Genomic DNA, 17903 nt, shown 5'->3' on the forward strand with positions numbered 1-17903 from the left:
CTCATTTTACATTTTGTCAAAAACATTATATATTAAAATTTACAAAAACAAATGTTTATATATTGCAGATCCAGACTTTATTTTGAGTAAATCTGGCTAATTTGTGAGCTTGAAATTAATATTTGTTGCATCTGGCCTGACCAGATCTCAAACTGTAATGGAGTGATATAAATGACCGATCTAACCCAAAAAGAAAGATTATTGAAAGCATTAAAAAAAGAAACAGTTGACAAGATCCCTGTACTATCCGTTACGCAGACAGGTATAGAAGATCTTATGGATCAGACCGGTGCTGCATGGCCGGAAGCCCACTCAGATCCTGAAAAGATGGCAACTCTTGCTATCGCATCCCATGAGGTCTGTGGTCTGGAAGGCGTGAGGTACCCATACTGTCTTACCGTCCTTGCAGAAGCAATGGGCTGTGAGGTTAACATGGGCACAAAGGACAGGCAACCATCTGTTACTGATCACCCATATCCAAAAGGTGTTGATAACCTTGAGATGCCTGCAGACCTCTTAAACAATGGAAGGATACCTGCTGTCCTCGAAGCATCAAAGATCATAAGGGAAAAGGTAGGAGATGATGTCCCACTAATTGCAGGTATGGAAGGCCCTGTAACCCTTGCATCAGATCTTGCAAGTGTCAAAAAGTTCATGAAATGGTCGATCAAGAAACCTGATGACTTTGAGACCATCCTTGATTTTGCAACAGATGCATGTATCGAATACGCAAATGCATTAGCAGATGCAGGTGCAGATGTTATCTGTGTGCCGGATCCTGTAGCATCCCCGGATCTTATGAACCCTTCCACATTTGATGCAATGCTCAAGCCAAGGCTTGCAAGATTTGCAGAAGCTGTCAAGTGTCCGATGGTACTACACGTCTGCGGTAATGTTACACCTATCCTTGACATGATGGCAGACTGCAAGTTTGAAGGTCTCAGCATTGAAGAGAAAGTAGCAGACCTTAAAGGTGCAATCGCAACAGCAGGTGACAGGGCAGTGATCGTAGGCAACGTCTCCAGTCCTTTCACATTGCTTGCAGGTGATGTTGCAAAGGTCAAAGAAGACTCAAAGAATGCTCTGGAAGACGGTGTTGCTGTATTAGCCCCTGGCTGTGGTATTGCACCAAAGACACCTATCGAGAACATCAAAGCACTTGTTGAAGCAAGAGACGATTTCTTTGCTTGAATAAATTGAATTAGCTAAAGGTCCTGATCATCAGGGCCTTTAACTTATTTTTAAATTCCAGCTTTAATTTCACATCATTCGATCAAGGTTGATAGATCAGGGAGTCAGTAGCATGCGAACGGGAATTGCAATAGACCTTGGAACAAGTGGTTTCAGGGCACAGAAAGTGGATCTGGATAGTGGTGAGATAAAGAGGACTGTCATTACTATGAGAAATCCTCTCCCAGGTGCAAATGTTATGGATCATCTGGATTTTGCTATGACCTATGGCCAGGACAAAGCACATGAGCTTGTTATCAATGCTTTCAGGCATATTGTTGATGAACTTGAACCTGAGAACGGCAAAGTGAATAGAATAGCTATTTGTGGAAATCCAATACAGCTGTCACTTTTCCAGGGAATTCCTATCGATGATCTTGCATATGCAGGCGAAAGGAAAAAACAATTGATGGACATCCAGGAACAAGAGCGTTATGCTGCGATAATTGACAGCACACAGATAAAAGGACTCGAGGACCTTGATTGCAAGATCGTTATCCCACCTGCGATCAAACATGAAGTTGGCGCCGATGCTCTTGCACTGATAGTCAAATCCGGGATGCTGGATTCTGAAGATATTACGATCGCGACAGATTATGGGACCAATGCAGAGATGGCCCTTAAGGTGGGAACTGTTATCTATACCGGCTCAGCAGCTGCAGGTCCTGCACTTGAGGGACAGGAGATCGAAGACGGAAGCATTGCTCGCCCCTTCGTGATCTCAGATATAGAGTTCAATGACGGGAACCTGCGAAACTTTTTACTTGACGAAGAGATGAACACTGTACAAGGTTCCCTTGTGAACTACAAGAATGGTGATGTGGTCGAAGGAGGATCCATAAAGGCATCCGGCATCACCGGAACCGGAGTAATAGCACTTATTGATGAAGCTATGGAAAACGGGATCATTCAATTGCCAAATGTAAAAACAAGCGATAAAATGCTTCACCTTCAGGACAATGTAAATTTCACAGAAAAAGACCTTGTAGAAGCAGGAAGAGCTATTGGTGCCATACGTGCAGGACACGTGACACTCTGCAATGCTGCCGGGATATCCATGGAAGATGTGCAGGTGGCTTATATGTCCGGTGCAGCAGGCACATATATGGATGCTTTGAAAGCACATCGTATCGGCATGATCCCCTACAATGTCTCAAATGTCTGCCAGATAGGGAACACATCCCTGATAGTTGCAAAAGAGATACTGCTCTCAGAAGACAGGTTATGGGAACTACAGAAAATTGCCAGAGATATCGTTGGTACTCATGTCATGTTCGCAACAGATGAAGCTTTCAAAGAAACATATATTCTGGAACTTTCCTACTGGAACGAAGGAATGCCATTCAAGGCTCTCAAGAAGTTCCTGAAGAAAAAGGGACTTCCAACAATTGATATTGTTAAAAAAACGCCTGAGGTCGAAAAACGTGTGAAAAAGGATATCCCTGATCTCGGGAATGAGGGGTTAAGCGTTCTTGAAAAGGTTGGAACATATCTAAAAATGGAAGTTGAAGGCTGCATTGATTGTCATCAATGTATGGAGATATGTCCAAATAATGCCCTTAAAGAGGAGGAACGTAATGTCAGCATACGTACAGATCTCTGCGATGGTGCGCATTGTCAGAAGTGTATTCACGCATGTCCGGAGGATGTGCTTGACTGGAATAAGCTCAAAGTGATGGGATAAAACCTGGTAAAACTAAATAATTTAGATATAAGCTCACACCTAAAAAGGTACTCAGTACTGGATATTGATCTAAAAGTAAAGGATTGGATCGAAGGAAGCTACTATAGATCATTAGATGTGAGCACTTTCAATTATTCGTTGATTTATAATAATCTTTTCGTTTCAGTCGATTTCCCTAATAAAAATGTGGAATTCATATATATTGGAGAGACCATTAGTATTGTTACACCAGATATCCAGTGAATTCAAAAGAAATAAATACGTTTGTCTTCCCACTAATAGCTAAAAAACGTACAGAACGGGAGATGTATACTATATACAGTTCCAGAGTACACACAGGTTTTAAGCCTGCTAAAAAGGAGTCAATTGCATCAATTATAGGCAGTACGCCTGAATTCGATAGCGAAGCTTCTGTATTTTTTTCCTGGGACCTTGAAAATGACTGGAATATCCTGGATGTTTCTGACAATGTCTCTCTTTTTGGATATACTGTTGAAGAATGTCTGGATGAAAGATTCTCATATTCTGATCTTGTTCACCCTCATGACCTGGATAGAGTATTCTCTGAGCTGCAAATTTATCGGGAACTTGAAGGGACCTCCTCTTTTGTTCAGAACTACAGAATATTGGCAAAAAATGGCTCTGTAGCGGATGTAAAAGTACTTAATACTCTAACAATTACTGCTGATGGGTCGGTTGGATCAGCCTATGGTTTCATGATAGAAATGACAAGCTTACCAAATATTACTCATTCAAATCATGCAAGTTTTTATTTAGAATCAATTATCGATTCGCTAAAAGAATCTATTTTAATAATAGGTAATGATTTTGAGGTTATCTATGCGAACGATTCTTTCTATGAATTATTCAAAGTTGGACCTGAAGATGTAATTGGTAAAAATGCAAGAAAGTTTGCTCAGTTCAGGCAAGATTCCCCTGAGCTCTTTAGTAAATTAAAAGATGTCTGTGCGGAAGGAAAACCTGTCAAGAATCTCGAATTCACATATACTTTTACCAACGTTGGGATGCGAACGATCTCGTTGAATGCAAATCGTCTTTCTTTGTCCACCGATGATGGATGTCTGTTGTTTGTAGCATTTGAAGATATCACTGAACTGAAAAAAGCAGAAGAACTGCTCTCATCTGAAGAAAAATATGCTTCACTCGTTGAAAAAGGAACTGAGGGCATAATTGTTGTTCGAGATGATATCATAAAGTATGCTAACACGAAATTCTGTGAACTTAGGGGGCTGCAAAAAGAAGATATAATAGGTTCTGATCTCTTTTCCCATATTCCTACTGAATATCATCGAATGATCTCAATAAAGATCAAAAAATGGTTGGCAAGTAAAAAGAAGGATCCTAAAAGTTATGAGGTAAACATCTTTTCAAAAGATGAAGAGAACATACCGGTGGAAATTACAGCCTCCCATGGCGACTATGGAGGAGAACCCGGCCTGATCATAACGATTAATGATATTCGTGAAAAAAGAAAAGCAAAGGAAGCCCTTATCGATACTGAGAAAAACTTCCGACTCATCTTTGAGAAATCCCCAATGGGAATTGTTCGTTTTGATCAGAAAGGCACCATCACCAACTCCAACGAAGTATTCGATGAATTATTCAATCATCTTCAAGAAAATGTGCTAGGACAGAGTTTATTTGATTTCCTGAAAGATGACAAAATAAGACAGGGTCTTAATGATGTACTTACTGGAAAATCCAATAATTTTGAATCAGAGACCCAACTTAAAAAAGATAACAATTCACTGATACTTCGTTTGAATCTAAGTTCATTGATCGTAGATGGCTTCCCTCAAGGAGGAATGGCTATCTTTGATGATGTAACACTTCACAAGATGGGAGAAGAGTCCCTTCAGCAAAATGAAAACCGTCTCAAAATACTTCTTGAACTTAGCCAGATGGCGGATGATGATGTATCCAGTATCATTAGATTTGCCCTTCGGTCGGCCCTGGACCTCACACAAAGCAGTGAAGGATATATCCTACGATTAGGGGATAATGGGATACCTGATCTTTGTTTGTCTCTTTTAAAAGATGAAGAAGGCCAGTATGATTTCAATGAAGAAAGTATTAATTGTTCTTCTGATCTAAAAAGAACCATTAAAGAAAACGGTTCAACAGGCAAACCTTTATTCTCTAACATTCTGACAGACCACAATAATAGATCTGATATATCAGAAAAAGCAGTGCATCGCATAGAACTTCCGTTTTATGATGGCAGTTCGATCAAATTTGTGCTGGGCGTCGAAAATAAGGATACATCATACAATTATCTTGACACACATAACCTCAAACTACTTCTGCAATCGATGTGGAAACTGATCATTCACAGAGAAGCGAATGAAGCATTAGAAGCTTCAGAGGAAAAGTATTCAACACTTGTTGAAAAAGGAAATGATGGCATCATCATCATTCAGGATGGCATGCTTAAATTTGCCAATCCAATGTTCTGTGAGATCGTGGGATTGTCCCCTGACAAAGTACATGATACAAAATTTACCAGATACATTTCACCTGAATACATAAGAATGGTAGAGAAATTATTATCGAAGATACTGGAAAAGAAAAAGAGCATAAGTCGTAGATCTGAAATTATTCTAATGGGGAAGAGTAGAGGATCCATTCCAGTTGAGATTACCACTTCCCGCATTGACCACAATGGTAAACCTTCAATAATGGCAATCATTCATGATATAACCAAACCGAAAGAAAAAGAGCGGGAATTACTAGAAACTCTGGAAGTTCAAAAGGTTTTGCAGGCTGTAATAAAAAGCAGTCCGGCCGTTGTTTTCTTCTGGGGTTCCCAATCAGAATGGCCTGTGGAATTCGTTTCTGAAAATATCGAAAAGTTTGGTTACTCCCCGGAGGAATTTATTTCAGGGAAGTTGAATTATAGTGATATTATTCACCCATCAGATTCTGAGAGGGTGCACGCATATTTTGACAGGAAGAATTATGAAGGTACGTCGGAATATCGCATCGAGTATCGTATAATAACAAAAACCGGAGATGTGCGCTGGGTAGAGGAAAGATCAACTCCTCAATATGATGAAGAAGGAAAGCTTGCTCATATTCAGGGTATAATAATAGACATCACTGAACGTAAAAGGATCGATCAGTTCCTTAATATTGAATCTGAGGTGGGAAACCTGTTCACCCCATCCGGAGACCTTCAGGAAACATTTGACCAACTTCTGGAGTTCTCTTTACACATAAAGGGTCTTGATTGTGGTGCCCTTTATATTGTTGACAAGAACAATGGTGATCTCAACCTCGTATCTCATAATGGACTTTCAGAAGAATTTGTGAAAACGTATTCCCACTATGGCCCGGATTCCATACAAAACAGGTTCTTCCTAACAGGTTATCCGCTCTATAAACTTTATTCAGAGATATTTCCACTGACACGTCATGATAAGCGGGTGGATGAAGGACTTCTTGCTACTGCAGTTATTCCTGTAAAGTACCGGGAAGAGATAGTAGCAGTTCTTTTCCTTGCGTCTCATGACGAATACGACATATCCTATGATGTTCATACATCAATTGAGACCATTGCTGCACAGATAGGCTCTATAATAGGTCGTATTGAAACCGAGGTTGACCTCCAGAAGAACCAGAACGATCTGAAATTACTTCTGGACAGCATTAATGATCTCATATTTGTCCTTGATAACGAAGGATGCGTTCTTTATACAAACGAAAGCGTGACGGGCAAACTTGGTTATTCAAAAGAAGAAATTACAGGCATGAATTTCATCAAAATGCATCCTCACAATAAAGTACTGGATGTAGCAAATTACTTTAGTGAGGCTGTTTCAGGTAAAGAGACTGTGTTTACACTTCCTCTACTAACCAACACAGGGATGGCAATTTCCGTTGAAACAAGATTGAATAAAGGCATCTGGAACAAACAGGAAGCATTAGTAGCTGCCTGTCGTGAGGTGAATTGAATCTGATATCTGGCGAATCAAATAGCTTTAAAATAAAATATTAAAATTAGTTCAATTAAATTTATATCTCACATTAAAGAGTCTTATTTATTAATTGATATCTGTTAATTATTATAAGCTGGGCCATAGAACAGTGATGTTTATGGAGGAGTAAATTGTGATCGACATAAATCCTCAACGTACGTTGGTGCGATATAATGTTAAAGTAGAACAGGAAATGACTCCTGAAGAAGTTGCAGAGAACCTATTTCCAAAAGATGAAGCTATACGTGAAGTTGCAAGAGCTGTTTTTGAGGGAGATGAAGATGAAGTTGTTGAAAGTCTTCAGAATGCGATAGCTAAAGGCAAAGATCCTTTATCCCTGATAAATGATGCACTCATGTTAGGAATGGAAATTGTATCCGAACTTTACGATGACAATATGCTCTATCTTCCTGATGTTATTATCTCAGCTCAGGCAATGATCGAAGGAATCGAATTCTGTAAAGAGCAATCGGGACAGGAGCATGAGTATAGAGGCAAGATCGTTTCCTATGTTGTAGAAGGTGACATACATGACATTGGCAAGAAGATCGTAACAGTGCTTCTCAGGGCAAAGGGCTATGAGGTCATTGATCTTGGAAAAGATGTTCCTGTAGAAGAGGTAATAGCTGCCGTGAAAAAGGAAAAACCCATCATGCTTACCGGAACCGCCCTTATGACAACTACTATGTCTGCATTTAAGGATGTAAATTCCCGCCTTCTTGATAGTGATATTAATGTTCCTGTTGTATGTGGAGGGGGGGCAGTTACACAGGATTTCATTTCGCAGTACGATCTTGGCCTCTACTGTGAGGAAGCAGCAGACGTTCCAAAGATCGCAGATGCTATACTGAAAGGATTTGATGTTGAACGCCTCAGGAAGGAGTTCCATAAACATTGATGGTGGTTAATTTATGGATATAAAACGTTATACAAAAATGGCATACGATGATTTTGAGGACATGGTCTTCGGACATTCCCTTTATCCCATAAGTACTGGCTTTGATCTTGAGATCGGAGCCGGTTATACTTCTGCAGAAGTGAATTATGCACCCCGTCCATCCTCAGGAGAATCTAAAGAGAAACTTATCGCAGAATATGAAAAGATCACAACTGATATCCTTCAAAGGATGGTTCAGGTGGGCTTTCCTTCTGTAGTGCTTGAGACCGAACATGTTCTTCAGATGACCACTAATCCTGAATGGGGAGCAGAGGTCGCACATGCTCAGAAGACCATCATGGAAGAATATTACGATGAATATGGTATCAAATGCGCATTGCGCAATACTCTTGCCGATATCCGCGGAGGTCGTGAAAGTCTTGACCTGCGTGGAGATCCTTATGATGTTCTTATGGAATCTTTTGAACAGGTAGCGTCCAGCGGTGCGGATATGCTTTCGATCGAATCACTTGGAGGAAAGGGTGCTTTTGACTCCGCGATCCTGCGTAACGACATACCTGGAATTTTGTTCTCAATAGGAATTCTTGGAACTATTGATGTTGAATTCATCTGGTCCGAGATAAGCAGCATCGCAAAGAAACACAATGTTATTGCTGCAGGAGATACCGATTGTTCACAGGCAAACACTGCTATGTTCATTGCAGGAGGTCTCCTTGACAGAAAACTTGCTCACACAATGGCTATAGTTGCAAGAGCTATATCTGCACCAAGATCGCTTGCTGCATACGAGGCAGGAGCAGTCGGACCAGGAAAGGATTGTGGTTACGAGAATACGATCATAAAGGCAATTACAGGTTACCCCATTTCACAGGAAGGAAAGGCTTCCACCTGCGCTCATTCGGATCTGATGGGCAATCTTGTCATGCAGTGCTGTGATCTCTGGTCTAATGAGTCTGTAGAATATCACGGCGAATTTGGTGGTACAAGTGTCCAGTGCTGGGGTGAAACACTATCCTATGATTGCTCAATGTTGAATGCGGCTATTGAAGCTGGTTATGGAAAAGTGTTCAGGGATGTGCTTATGGTTTCGGATCGTTACCGTGATCCTCAGGCCTTCATGCTTGCATTTGATAATGCGTACAGGATAGGAGAAGCCATCGTAAAGGATGGGGATGACATCTATTTACGTTCCAGGAACGCTGCAATTGAAGCCTGTGATATTATTGAAGCAGGTTCAAAGGGACAGTTAGAACTTTCCAAGTTCGAGAAAGCATCTCTGGCAAATGCTACTAAGATACTTAATTCCCTTACCGATGAAAAAGATGTTTTTATTGAAGAGCAAATGGACAAATTCAAAGCTGAAATGCCTGAATTCAGACCTGAAAATTATGGTTATTAAAAAAATATCTTCTCATTTTCTACTTTTTCTTTTAAATTTTGGCACAATCTTTCTTTTTATAATTGCGGTACAGTGTTATTTCCTGCTGATCAAGATAATCTTTTTGTCAAGTCAAAGGTTGCGCAGAGATTTGCTATTTAAGTGTTATGGCATACCAAAGAGTTGCCAATCATTAATGATTATTATAAAAGATCAATTATATTTGCATAACCATACCAATCTTTACAAAATATTTCTATATTAATATTCCACGATTTGTTTGTTTTTTGATTATTCTGCCTAATGTTGGTGTTTTTAATATCTGTTAATAATAAATTAAATTGTTATACGCAATATAAGACTTTCTACAACATTGTATCTAGTTTTAAGAAATATTGGTTAATTAAAGCCTATTATCGGAATCAATAGACATTAATTTTAACATTTAATATGTTTGATCACATCTTCAGTAAGGAGGTAGATTTATATATAAGTTCAAAATAAACGACTATATTTTATATTATATAAGAATATCTATACTACAAAACATTATATTTTTTATTAATACTACCAAATTTATAAATTTTCATTATCAACAGACGTATTTTATGTTTCAAATTTACTATTGAATATTATGAAATTCATTCGTTGTATTTATATAGTAAAACTAGTAAAACAATATGTTTATATATGTAAATACCAGACGTTTTATTAGGATTTCAGGTTGAAATCTTATGGATTGGATCGAAGGCGATCTTCTAAATTTAGAATGTTCGTCTCAATACATAAAAAAGAACAAAGGAAGCAAAACATGACCAGTCTCGATATAGACCCCAGTGAAATTCTGGTAAGGTACAATGTAAAAATGGAAAAGGCAATGACGCCTGAAGACGCTGCAGCTGAACTCTATCCAAAGGAAGAGTTATTCAGACCAATTGCAGAAGCTATCTTTGAAGGCGAGGAAGACGACGTTATCGAAGGCCTTGAAGCTGCAATCGCTGCAGGCAAGGATCCAATTGCATTGATCGACGATGCCCTTATGGTAGGTATGAAGGTTGTCACAGATCTGTACGACGAAGGAATAATTTTCCTGCCAAACGTCATGATGTCTGCAGATGCAATGCTCGATGGTATCGAATTCTGTAAAGGACAATCTAACGAAGCTCCTGTTTCAAAGGGCAAGGTCGTATGCCACGTAGCAGAAGGAGATGTTCACGATATCGGTAAATCCATTGTTGCTGCACTTCTCAGGGCAAACGGATATGAAGTAGTTGACCTTGGACGTGACGTTCCTGTGGACGAAGTTATCGAGGCTGTCAAAGCTGAGAACCCAATCATGCTTACAGGTACTGCACTGATGACAACAACAATGTACGCTTTCAAGGCTGTCAATGACAGGCTTCTTGAAGCAGGTCTTAAGGTCCCATTCGCCTGCGGTGGCGGAGCAGTTAATCAGGACTTTGTTGCTACCTATGACCTGGGTGTCTACGGTGAAGAAGCTGCTGACGCACCAAAGATGGCAGATAAGATAGTTGCCGGTGCAAGTATTAGCGCACTGAAAGAGGAATTCCATAAACACTAAGAGGTGAGAAAAATGGCAATCAACAGATACACAAAAATGGCATATGGCAGTGCAGATGATATGATCTTCGGTAAGTCAAAGTTCCCTGTAAAGGCAGGACTTGATCTCGAGATCGGTGGCGGATACACATCCCCTGAAGTAAACTATGCTCCAAGACCTGAAGCAGGTGCATCAAAGGAGAAACTCGTCAAGGAATACCAGAGGATCACCACAGATATCATGAACCGTATGGTTCAGGTAGGTTTCCCATCTGTAGTACTCGAAACAGAACACGTCGAGCAGATGACCAACAACCCAACATGGGGAGGAGAGGTCGCACACGCACAGAAAGAGATCATGGAAGAGTTCCACGATGAGTACGGCATCAAATGTGCATTAAGACACACACCTGGTGATATCCGTGAAGATCGTGACTTCCTTGGCCTTAGAGGAGATAAGTTCAATGTCCTGATGGAGTCCTTTGAAGAGGTTGCTGCAAACGGTGCTGACCTTCTTTCTGTAGAATCAATGGGTGGTAAGGAAGTATTCGATTATGCTATCCTGAGGAACGATGTTCCTGGTATGCTCTATGCTATTGGATGCCTTGGTACCATGGATATGGATTTCCTCTGGCAGGAGATCGCCAGTGTTGCAAAGAAGCACAACGTCGTTGCAGCTGGTGATACTGACTGTTCCGAAGCAAATACTGCAATGTTCATTGGTGGCGGTCTGCTTGACAAGAACCTTGCTCACACTCTTGCAATCATTGCAAGGGCTATCTCAGCACCAAGATCACTCGCAGCATACGAGGCAGGAGCTGTAGGTCCAGGTAAGGACTGTGGATATGAGAACACCGTAATAAAGGCAATCACAGGTATGCCAATGACACAGGAAGGTAAGACTTCCACATGTGCACACTCTGATGTCATGGGTAACCTTGTCATGCAGTGCTGTGACCTCTGGTCAAACGAGTCTGTAGAATACCACGCAGAGTTCGGTGGTACATCCGTACAGTGCTGGTCAGAGTCCCTCGGCTACGACTGTGCTTTGATGAACACTGCACTTGCAACAGGCCAGGAGAAGACCCTCAGAGACTTGTTCACACTTTCCGACAAGTACAGGGATCCACAGGGCTATGTTCTTGCATATGACAATGCATACCGCGTTGGTGAGGCAATTGTCAAGGACGGAAACGACATCTACCTCCGTGCAAAGAATGCTGCAATCAAGTCTGTAGAGATCATGGAAGAAGGTGCTGCTGGCAAGCTCGACCTCACAAGGTTCGAGATGGGTGCACTCACAGATGCAAAGGCTGCACTGGAAGCACTTACAGACGACCAGGACACCTTCATGAGCGACTGCATGGCTAAGTACAAGGAAGAAGTCAAGGTATTCCTGCCTGAGAACTACGGTCTCTAAGCAGATTACCGGAAAGTTCTCCCAAACGTGGACTGTAGCCCCGGATCTTTCGGGGCTACTTTTCATCACCTTGTATTACAGACGTTTTAAAACCCCCTTTACTAACTACGATAACACCCTTTACCTAAACCAAATAAACAGATAGGAGGCGATATCCAGGAATTTACAAACTCCTTTATCTCCTTACAATTGTGAGTTTTTTTTATGAGCGAGATTTCGCATTATAATTCATTGTAATTTAGATTTATTTATTTATTTATTTATTTATTTATATAATAATAATTGATAGTTTACAACATCCATTATTACAATAAAACAGGAAGTGATTCTATTTGACAAATAATGAAGAGACACCAGAGAACTGTATTTTATGTAAGCCTGAGAATGAATTTCACATAATCGATAAAACATCAGATCATGCACCACTCGGATTCATGGGACTTGGTCTTGCTGCTACAATGCTTGGCCTGATGGGGTCAGGATTCTTTGCAGATGCTACGATGGTAGTATCAATGTCCATCTTCCTTGGTGGATTTGCACAAGTATTTGCAGGTATTGAAGGCTGGAAGAAAGGAGATGTTTTCGGAGCAACAGCATTCTCAGCCTTTGGTTTATTCTGGTTCTCCTTTGCGTTCATACTGATGTCCACAGGACTTGCAAGTGGTGTTCTCGGTGCAGCCAGTGCAGCATCCGTTGGTTTCTACCTTCTTATATGGGGTCTGGTTTCCCTGGTCCTATTGCTTGTTACATTCAAAATCGGCATCAAGGCAATAATTGTGGTATTCGTCACACTCACACTGACATTTTTACTGAATGCAGCAGCAAACTTTGGAATTGGAGTTGGTTCACTTGCAGGTTATATGACCTTATTACTTGGTCTTTCTGCAATGTATACTTCACTTGCACTTGTAACGAATTCCGTATTTGGCAAGACAGTTGTACCACTGTAAATCTACGACATAAGATACGTATTAAAGGTTATCAGCCGGCATTTAAACGGCTGTGACCTTATATGAAAAATGAAGGGATCAATATGTGGACCATCTATTCAATAAAGGGAATATCATTTGCCTTCCTTTTAGTTTACCTGGCAATTGCAATGCTTGAATTAACTATAGGAATTTATGCTGGCCTCTCTGCAATTGAATCAATTGGATATTATTCGCTGTTTATTTGTATAATCGGATCTGCCAGAATATTTGTTCCACAGATAGTCTCTCAGTTTACCGACAAAGATCATCCATATGGATACAAAAAATATGGTTCATTGATGTCTCTTTTTGTTGCCTTAATGTTTGTTCTGTTTGGCATCTATGTTCTAAAAACGATGATTACAGCTATATCAGTCGATAATTATTACAAATTTTATCCATTTGTACTTGCCACATTGTTTGTTGCAATAATTCTGGATATTTTAATATTAAAAAACAAAAAAGAGGAAGCATTCTTAGGACTAAAAGATATTTTCACTCCATCTATGGTGGAAACCGACCTTTTATTATCAATTGTAGTTGCAGGGATTCTGATATCCGGAACAATCTATCCACTGGCAGAAATTCTGGTCGTATTTCTTATCGTTGCATTTCTTTTCAAGGAGTGTGCATCCATCATTGTCGAATCCAGTAATACATTATGTGATGGCTGTAGGCTAGATGAAAATACTGTATGCAGAATAGTGAATTCGATAGATGGAGTGGAGGATTGCTATATGGTTCGTGCGCATGGAGCTTCGCAGAGCATTTTTGTTGATCTCCGTGTTAAAGTGTTGTCTGATATGCATATAAGGGACACACAAAGGTTGGTGGCACGCATCGAAAATGATCTGAAAAGAACTTATAGAGGGGTTTCGGACGTATTTGTTCACGTCGAACCCCTGTGAACTTAATCTTTGTGATGTGAATTACAGGCTGAATTGGATCATACCTGTCCGATCTGGCCATTAGAAAGAACGGTGATAAATAATGCAGTATAGTTTAGGCATTGATGCAGGCGGAACATATACGGACGCGATACTTGTGAGGGATGCGGACAGATCGGTAGTGACTTCCAATAAGGCACTGACAACATATCCTGATCTGATCGAGGGAATTCAGAATGCAATTAATGGAATTGATGAAGAATACCTGAGAAAAGTAAAACTTGTGTCGCTTTCCACAACACTTGCCACAAATACTGTTCTTGAAGATACCGGCTATCCGGTAGGTCTTATTCTTGCAGGTGATCATAATATTGAGAAGGATTTCCCAACGAATGATATCATTTTTGTTTCAGGTGGCCATGACCATATGGGAGAAGAAATGGCACCTTTGGATATAGAAGCTGTGAAGAACTTCGTTCTGAGGGTAAAGGATAATGTATCAGCTTTTGCTGTATCCGGACATTTTAGCATACGCAATCCTGAACATGAACTCCGGGTAAAGGAGATGATCACAAAGCTCACAGGTAAACCGGTAGTATGTGGGCATGAACTTTCCCAGGATATAGGTGCCTATGAGAGATCAGTAACAGCTTATCTTAACGCACAATTACTCCCTGTTGGAAAACATTTCATTAATGCAATAATATCCGAAATGAAGAGAAGGCAGATGGATGCAAGGCTCATCATGCTCAAATGCGATGGTTCTGTGGTTGGTATCAGGGATGCACTGGAAAGACCCATCGAAACGATATTCTCAGGTCCTGCTGCAAGTCTGATCGGTGCCTCCTATCTTTCTGATATTGATACATGCGCTGTCATAGATGTTGGTGGTACAAGTACTGACGTTTCCATGCTTTGTGAAAACGTTCCGGACCTCAGTGAAGCAGGTGCAATTGTTGGTGGCTGGCAGACAAAGGTCAAGGCAATTCATATGGAAACATCTGCAATGGGTGGTGACAGCCATATCTGGACCAAGGACAAAAACATCCACATCGGTCCCAGGAGAGTAGAACCTTTATGTCTTGCTGCTGTTAAATATAAAGGATTTCTCGAAAAATTAAAGAGAATTGTAGTTCCTTCTCGCAGGCTTTTTGATGAGAATATCCAGCCAACCAAGTTCTTTGTAAGAACTAACCATGAGATCGTTGAACTGACAGAGAATGAGGAGATGGTCCTGTCTGTGATAGGTATAGATCCTGTTTCGTTCGATGATATGAGTAACAGACTTAAAAAACCCCCATCTTCCTTTGTATTGAGCTCTCTCATAAAGAAAAGATTAATCCAGGCCATCGGTTTTACACCAACAGATGTACTGCATGTTCTTGGTGAGTATAATGAATGGAACTCAGAGGCATCCAAATTGGGTGCTGATGTCATTGCAAAGCTGAACAATACCGGTAAATATGAGCTTTCTGCCTCTCTTAAAAAAAGATTTGCCAGGAACATGTCACTTGAACTGATGTCTTATATCCTTCCGGGAGTGGACCGTTCAGGAATTGAAAAGATCGTTGATGGAAAGTTCAAGGCAAAGTTCGACGTGGAAATTCCAGTAATACTTCTTGGAGGGCCTGTAATAGCCTATAAGGATGAGGTCAGATCTTTCATAAACGCTGACGTGATAGTTCCGGATCATGCTGAAGTGGGTAATGCTGCAGGTGCTCTTTTTGGCAAAGGCATCAAAAGGATCGAAATTATGATAAAACCGGTTTCAGTGAATGATCCAGATAGGGATTTCTTTGTATTCTCTCCTGATGGAAGGCTAAAGTTTGACACATACGTACAGGCATTAACTTTTGCTAACGATCATGGCAGATCGATGGCCTATAGCTACATGAGTGAATGTGGTATTCGGGAAAGTAACGTTAATGTAACGGTAACGGAAAAGCATGTTTCACCGGAAGGCTGGCGCCATCCACCGATGGAGTCAAAAATAACTTTTGTTGGTGTCGGTATTATTTGAATTTGAATGAAGAAAAGTTAGATATATCTTCATAAAAGAAGCAAGATTTGTAATCTATTATAATAAAATAGGTATGATCAAAATAAATATAGAGGAGTACACTTTAGAGTGCATCCCCATCTGTTTCGCCTGTGCGTATCCGAATAGCTCTTTCGACCGGGTAGATGAATATCTTTCCATCACCAACTTCACCCGTTGAAGCGTTCTCCATGATGATGCCGACCACTTCATCGACCTTTGCTTCTGGAACCACGATCTCAACCTTGATCTTGGGTAACAGGTCTACGCAATATTCACGTCCTCTCCACTGATGGACCATTCCTCTCTGTTTTCCACGTCCTGTGACATCCGTTATGGTCATGCTCTCGAATTTTGCATTCTCCAGTGCAGCCTTAACATCATGTATCTTTGTAGGCCGTATGATGGCTTCTATCTTCTGCATTCTATCAGGCCTCCTCTCTGCTCAGAACATACTCAGGATATGCCCTGATACCGTGTTCGACCTGGTCAAGGCCTGCGATCTCATCTCCTGCAGAGACACGGATCCCTATTGCCAGATCAATTATCTTGAATACAATATAGGAGATTCCAAATCCCCATGCGATACTCAGAACCATTCCTATGACCTGGATGACGAACTGGCCATATCCTCCGTAGATCAAACCTACTCCTTCTGCTGCATATACTGCATCGGAAAGAATACCGTTCCCCATTCCGATTGAGAATATTCCTACAGCTAAGAGTCCCCAGCTTCCTGCATAACCGTGTACTGCAATAGCACCTACAGGATCGTCCACCTTCAGGACATTCTCATTGAACATTACTCCTTTGTAGACAACAATTCCTCCTACAAGTCCGATAACCAGTGCTGCCCAGTTGTTAACTGAACCGCATGGTGCTGTAATTGCCACAAGACCTGCGAGGAGACCGTTTGCAGTAAGTGAGGGGTCGGGTTTCCCTGTCTTGATCCAGGTGATCAGCATCACAGCTACTGCACCGGCAGCTGCTGAGATGAATGTGTTTACAATCACCAGATTCATGTATGCATCATTACCGTCAAGTGTACTTCCTCCGTTGAAACCTATCCATCCCACTGCCAGGATAAGAGTTCCGAGGAATGCAAATGTAAGGTTGTGGCCTGGAATAGCCACTGGCTTTCCATTTCTGAACTTACCTATCCTGGAACCTACAAGCATCACTCCTGCAAGAGCAGAATAACCGCCTATTGAGTGTACTACTCCTGATCCTGCAAAGTCATGGAATCCCACACCAGCGAATTTTACAATGGGGCTTTCAACACCTGCGAGTAGTGCTTTGTCAGCACCGCTCCAGACCCAGTGACCATATACCGGATAGATAAATGCTACAAGTGCGATCGTGTATATAAGGTAAGCTTTCAGGTCAGTTCTTTCTGCCATTGCCCCGGAAACTATGGTTGCTCCGGTTGCTGCGAACACCATCTGGAACCACCAGCTGTTCCAGAGAGCATTGTCAGCTCCTTTAAGGAAGAACTGGTCAATGCCTATCAGACCTGCTGCATCGGCACCATACATGATGCCCCATCCCACTGCCCAGTATACCAGAATACCAAGACAGATGGTCATGAAGTTCTTCATGAGAATATTGGCAGTGTTCTTGGACCGTGTAAGTCCGACCTCTACTAGTGAAAATCCTGCATGCATCAGGACCACTATTGCCCCTGCAACAAGCAGCCAGACAAATGTCAATGCTGTTTCCAGATCAGCAATTGCCTGTGCGTTTTCATCCACTGTTGCAGCGGATGCTGTTAATGTAGTTGCTGTAAATATAACGAAAAGTGCCAGCAACATCAGGTAAGCACATTTCGTCTATCCATTT

General features: G+C 41.1%; 12 protein-coding genes. 10 read left to right on the forward strand and 2 right to left on the reverse strand.

The genetic code is table 11. The features are described from left to right. Positions 1–171: 171 nt before the first annotated feature. The 10 genes from mtaA to LI82_RS01180 all read left to right on the forward strand — a co-directional run bounded on the left by mtaA (position 172) and on the right by LI82_RS01180 (position 16046). A complete protein-coding gene (mtaA, locus tag LI82_RS01135; RefSeq protein WP_048193142.1) occupies positions 172–1191 on the forward strand; it encodes a methylcobamide:CoM methyltransferase MtaA in 1020 nt (339 codons plus the stop codon). 112 nt (positions 1192–1303) lie between these two features. Next, the gene (locus tag LI82_RS01140) at positions 1304–2914 is read left to right on the forward strand and encodes a methylamine methyltransferase corrinoid protein reductive activase (protein WP_048193143.1); all 1611 of its coding nucleotides are present in this window, start codon (positions 1304–1306) and stop codon (positions 2912–2914) included. Positions 2915–3219: 305 nt separating this feature from the next. Next, positions 3220–6888, forward strand: a complete 3669-nt coding sequence (locus LI82_RS12320; protein ID WP_052402647.1) for a PAS domain S-box protein — start codon at positions 3220–3222, stop codon at positions 6886–6888. Between the two features lie 157 nt (positions 6889–7045). Then, on the forward strand, positions 7046–7810 hold the full coding sequence (mtaC, locus tag LI82_RS01150; RefSeq protein WP_048193144.1) for a methanol--corrinoid protein MtaC: 765 nt from the start codon (positions 7046–7048) through the stop codon (positions 7808–7810). Positions 7811–7823: 13 nt separating this feature from the next. Then, a complete protein-coding gene (gene mtaB / locus LI82_RS01155) occupies positions 7824–9209 on the forward strand; it encodes a methanol--corrinoid protein co-methyltransferase MtaB (protein WP_048193145.1) in 1386 nt (461 codons plus the stop codon). 790 nt (positions 9210–9999) lie between these two features. Then, entirely contained in the window at positions 10000–10770 is a 771-nt protein-coding gene (mtaC, locus tag LI82_RS01160) for a methanol--corrinoid protein MtaC (protein WP_048193146.1), read from the forward strand. 12 nt (positions 10771–10782) lie between these two features. Next, positions 10783–12168 carry a methanol--corrinoid protein co-methyltransferase MtaB gene (gene mtaB, locus LI82_RS01165; RefSeq protein WP_048193147.1) on the forward strand — a complete coding sequence of 462 codons (1386 nt, stop codon included), beginning with the start codon at positions 10783–10785 and terminating at the stop codon, positions 12166–12168. 332 nt (positions 12169–12500) lie between these two features. Continuing rightward, positions 12501–13118 carry an acetate uptake transporter gene (locus LI82_RS01170; RefSeq protein WP_081955699.1) on the forward strand — a complete coding sequence of 206 codons (618 nt, stop codon included), beginning with the start codon at positions 12501–12503 and terminating at the stop codon, positions 13116–13118. A 62-nt stretch (positions 13119–13180) separates the two neighbouring features. Next, entirely contained in the window at positions 13181–14047 is an 867-nt protein-coding gene (locus LI82_RS01175) for a cation diffusion facilitator family transporter (RefSeq protein WP_048193148.1), read from the forward strand. 82 nt (positions 14048–14129) lie between these two features. Further along, entirely contained in the window at positions 14130–16046 is a 1917-nt protein-coding gene (locus tag LI82_RS01180) for a hydantoinase/oxoprolinase N-terminal domain-containing protein (RefSeq protein ID WP_048193149.1), read from the forward strand. Positions 16047–16149: 103 nt separating this feature from the next. Here the strand turns inward: LI82_RS01180 and LI82_RS01185 are convergent, their stop codons facing one another. Together LI82_RS01185 and LI82_RS01190 are read right to left on the reverse strand one after the other, a co-directional pair. Further along, on the reverse strand, positions 16150–16488 hold the full coding sequence (locus tag LI82_RS01185; protein WP_048193150.1) for a P-II family nitrogen regulator: 339 nt from the start codon (positions 16486–16488) through the stop codon (positions 16150–16152). A gap of 4 nt (positions 16489–16492) precedes the next feature. Further along, positions 16493–17875, reverse strand: coding sequence for an ammonium transporter (locus LI82_RS01190; protein WP_048193151.1), 1383 nt, complete (start codon positions 17873–17875; stop codon positions 16493–16495). Positions 17876–17903 lie beyond the last annotated feature (28 nt).

It is taken from the genome of Methanococcoides methylutens (genome assembly GCF_000765475.1).
Lineage (GTDB): Archaea > Halobacteriota > Methanosarcinia > Methanosarcinales > Methanosarcinaceae > Methanococcoides > Methanococcoides methylutens.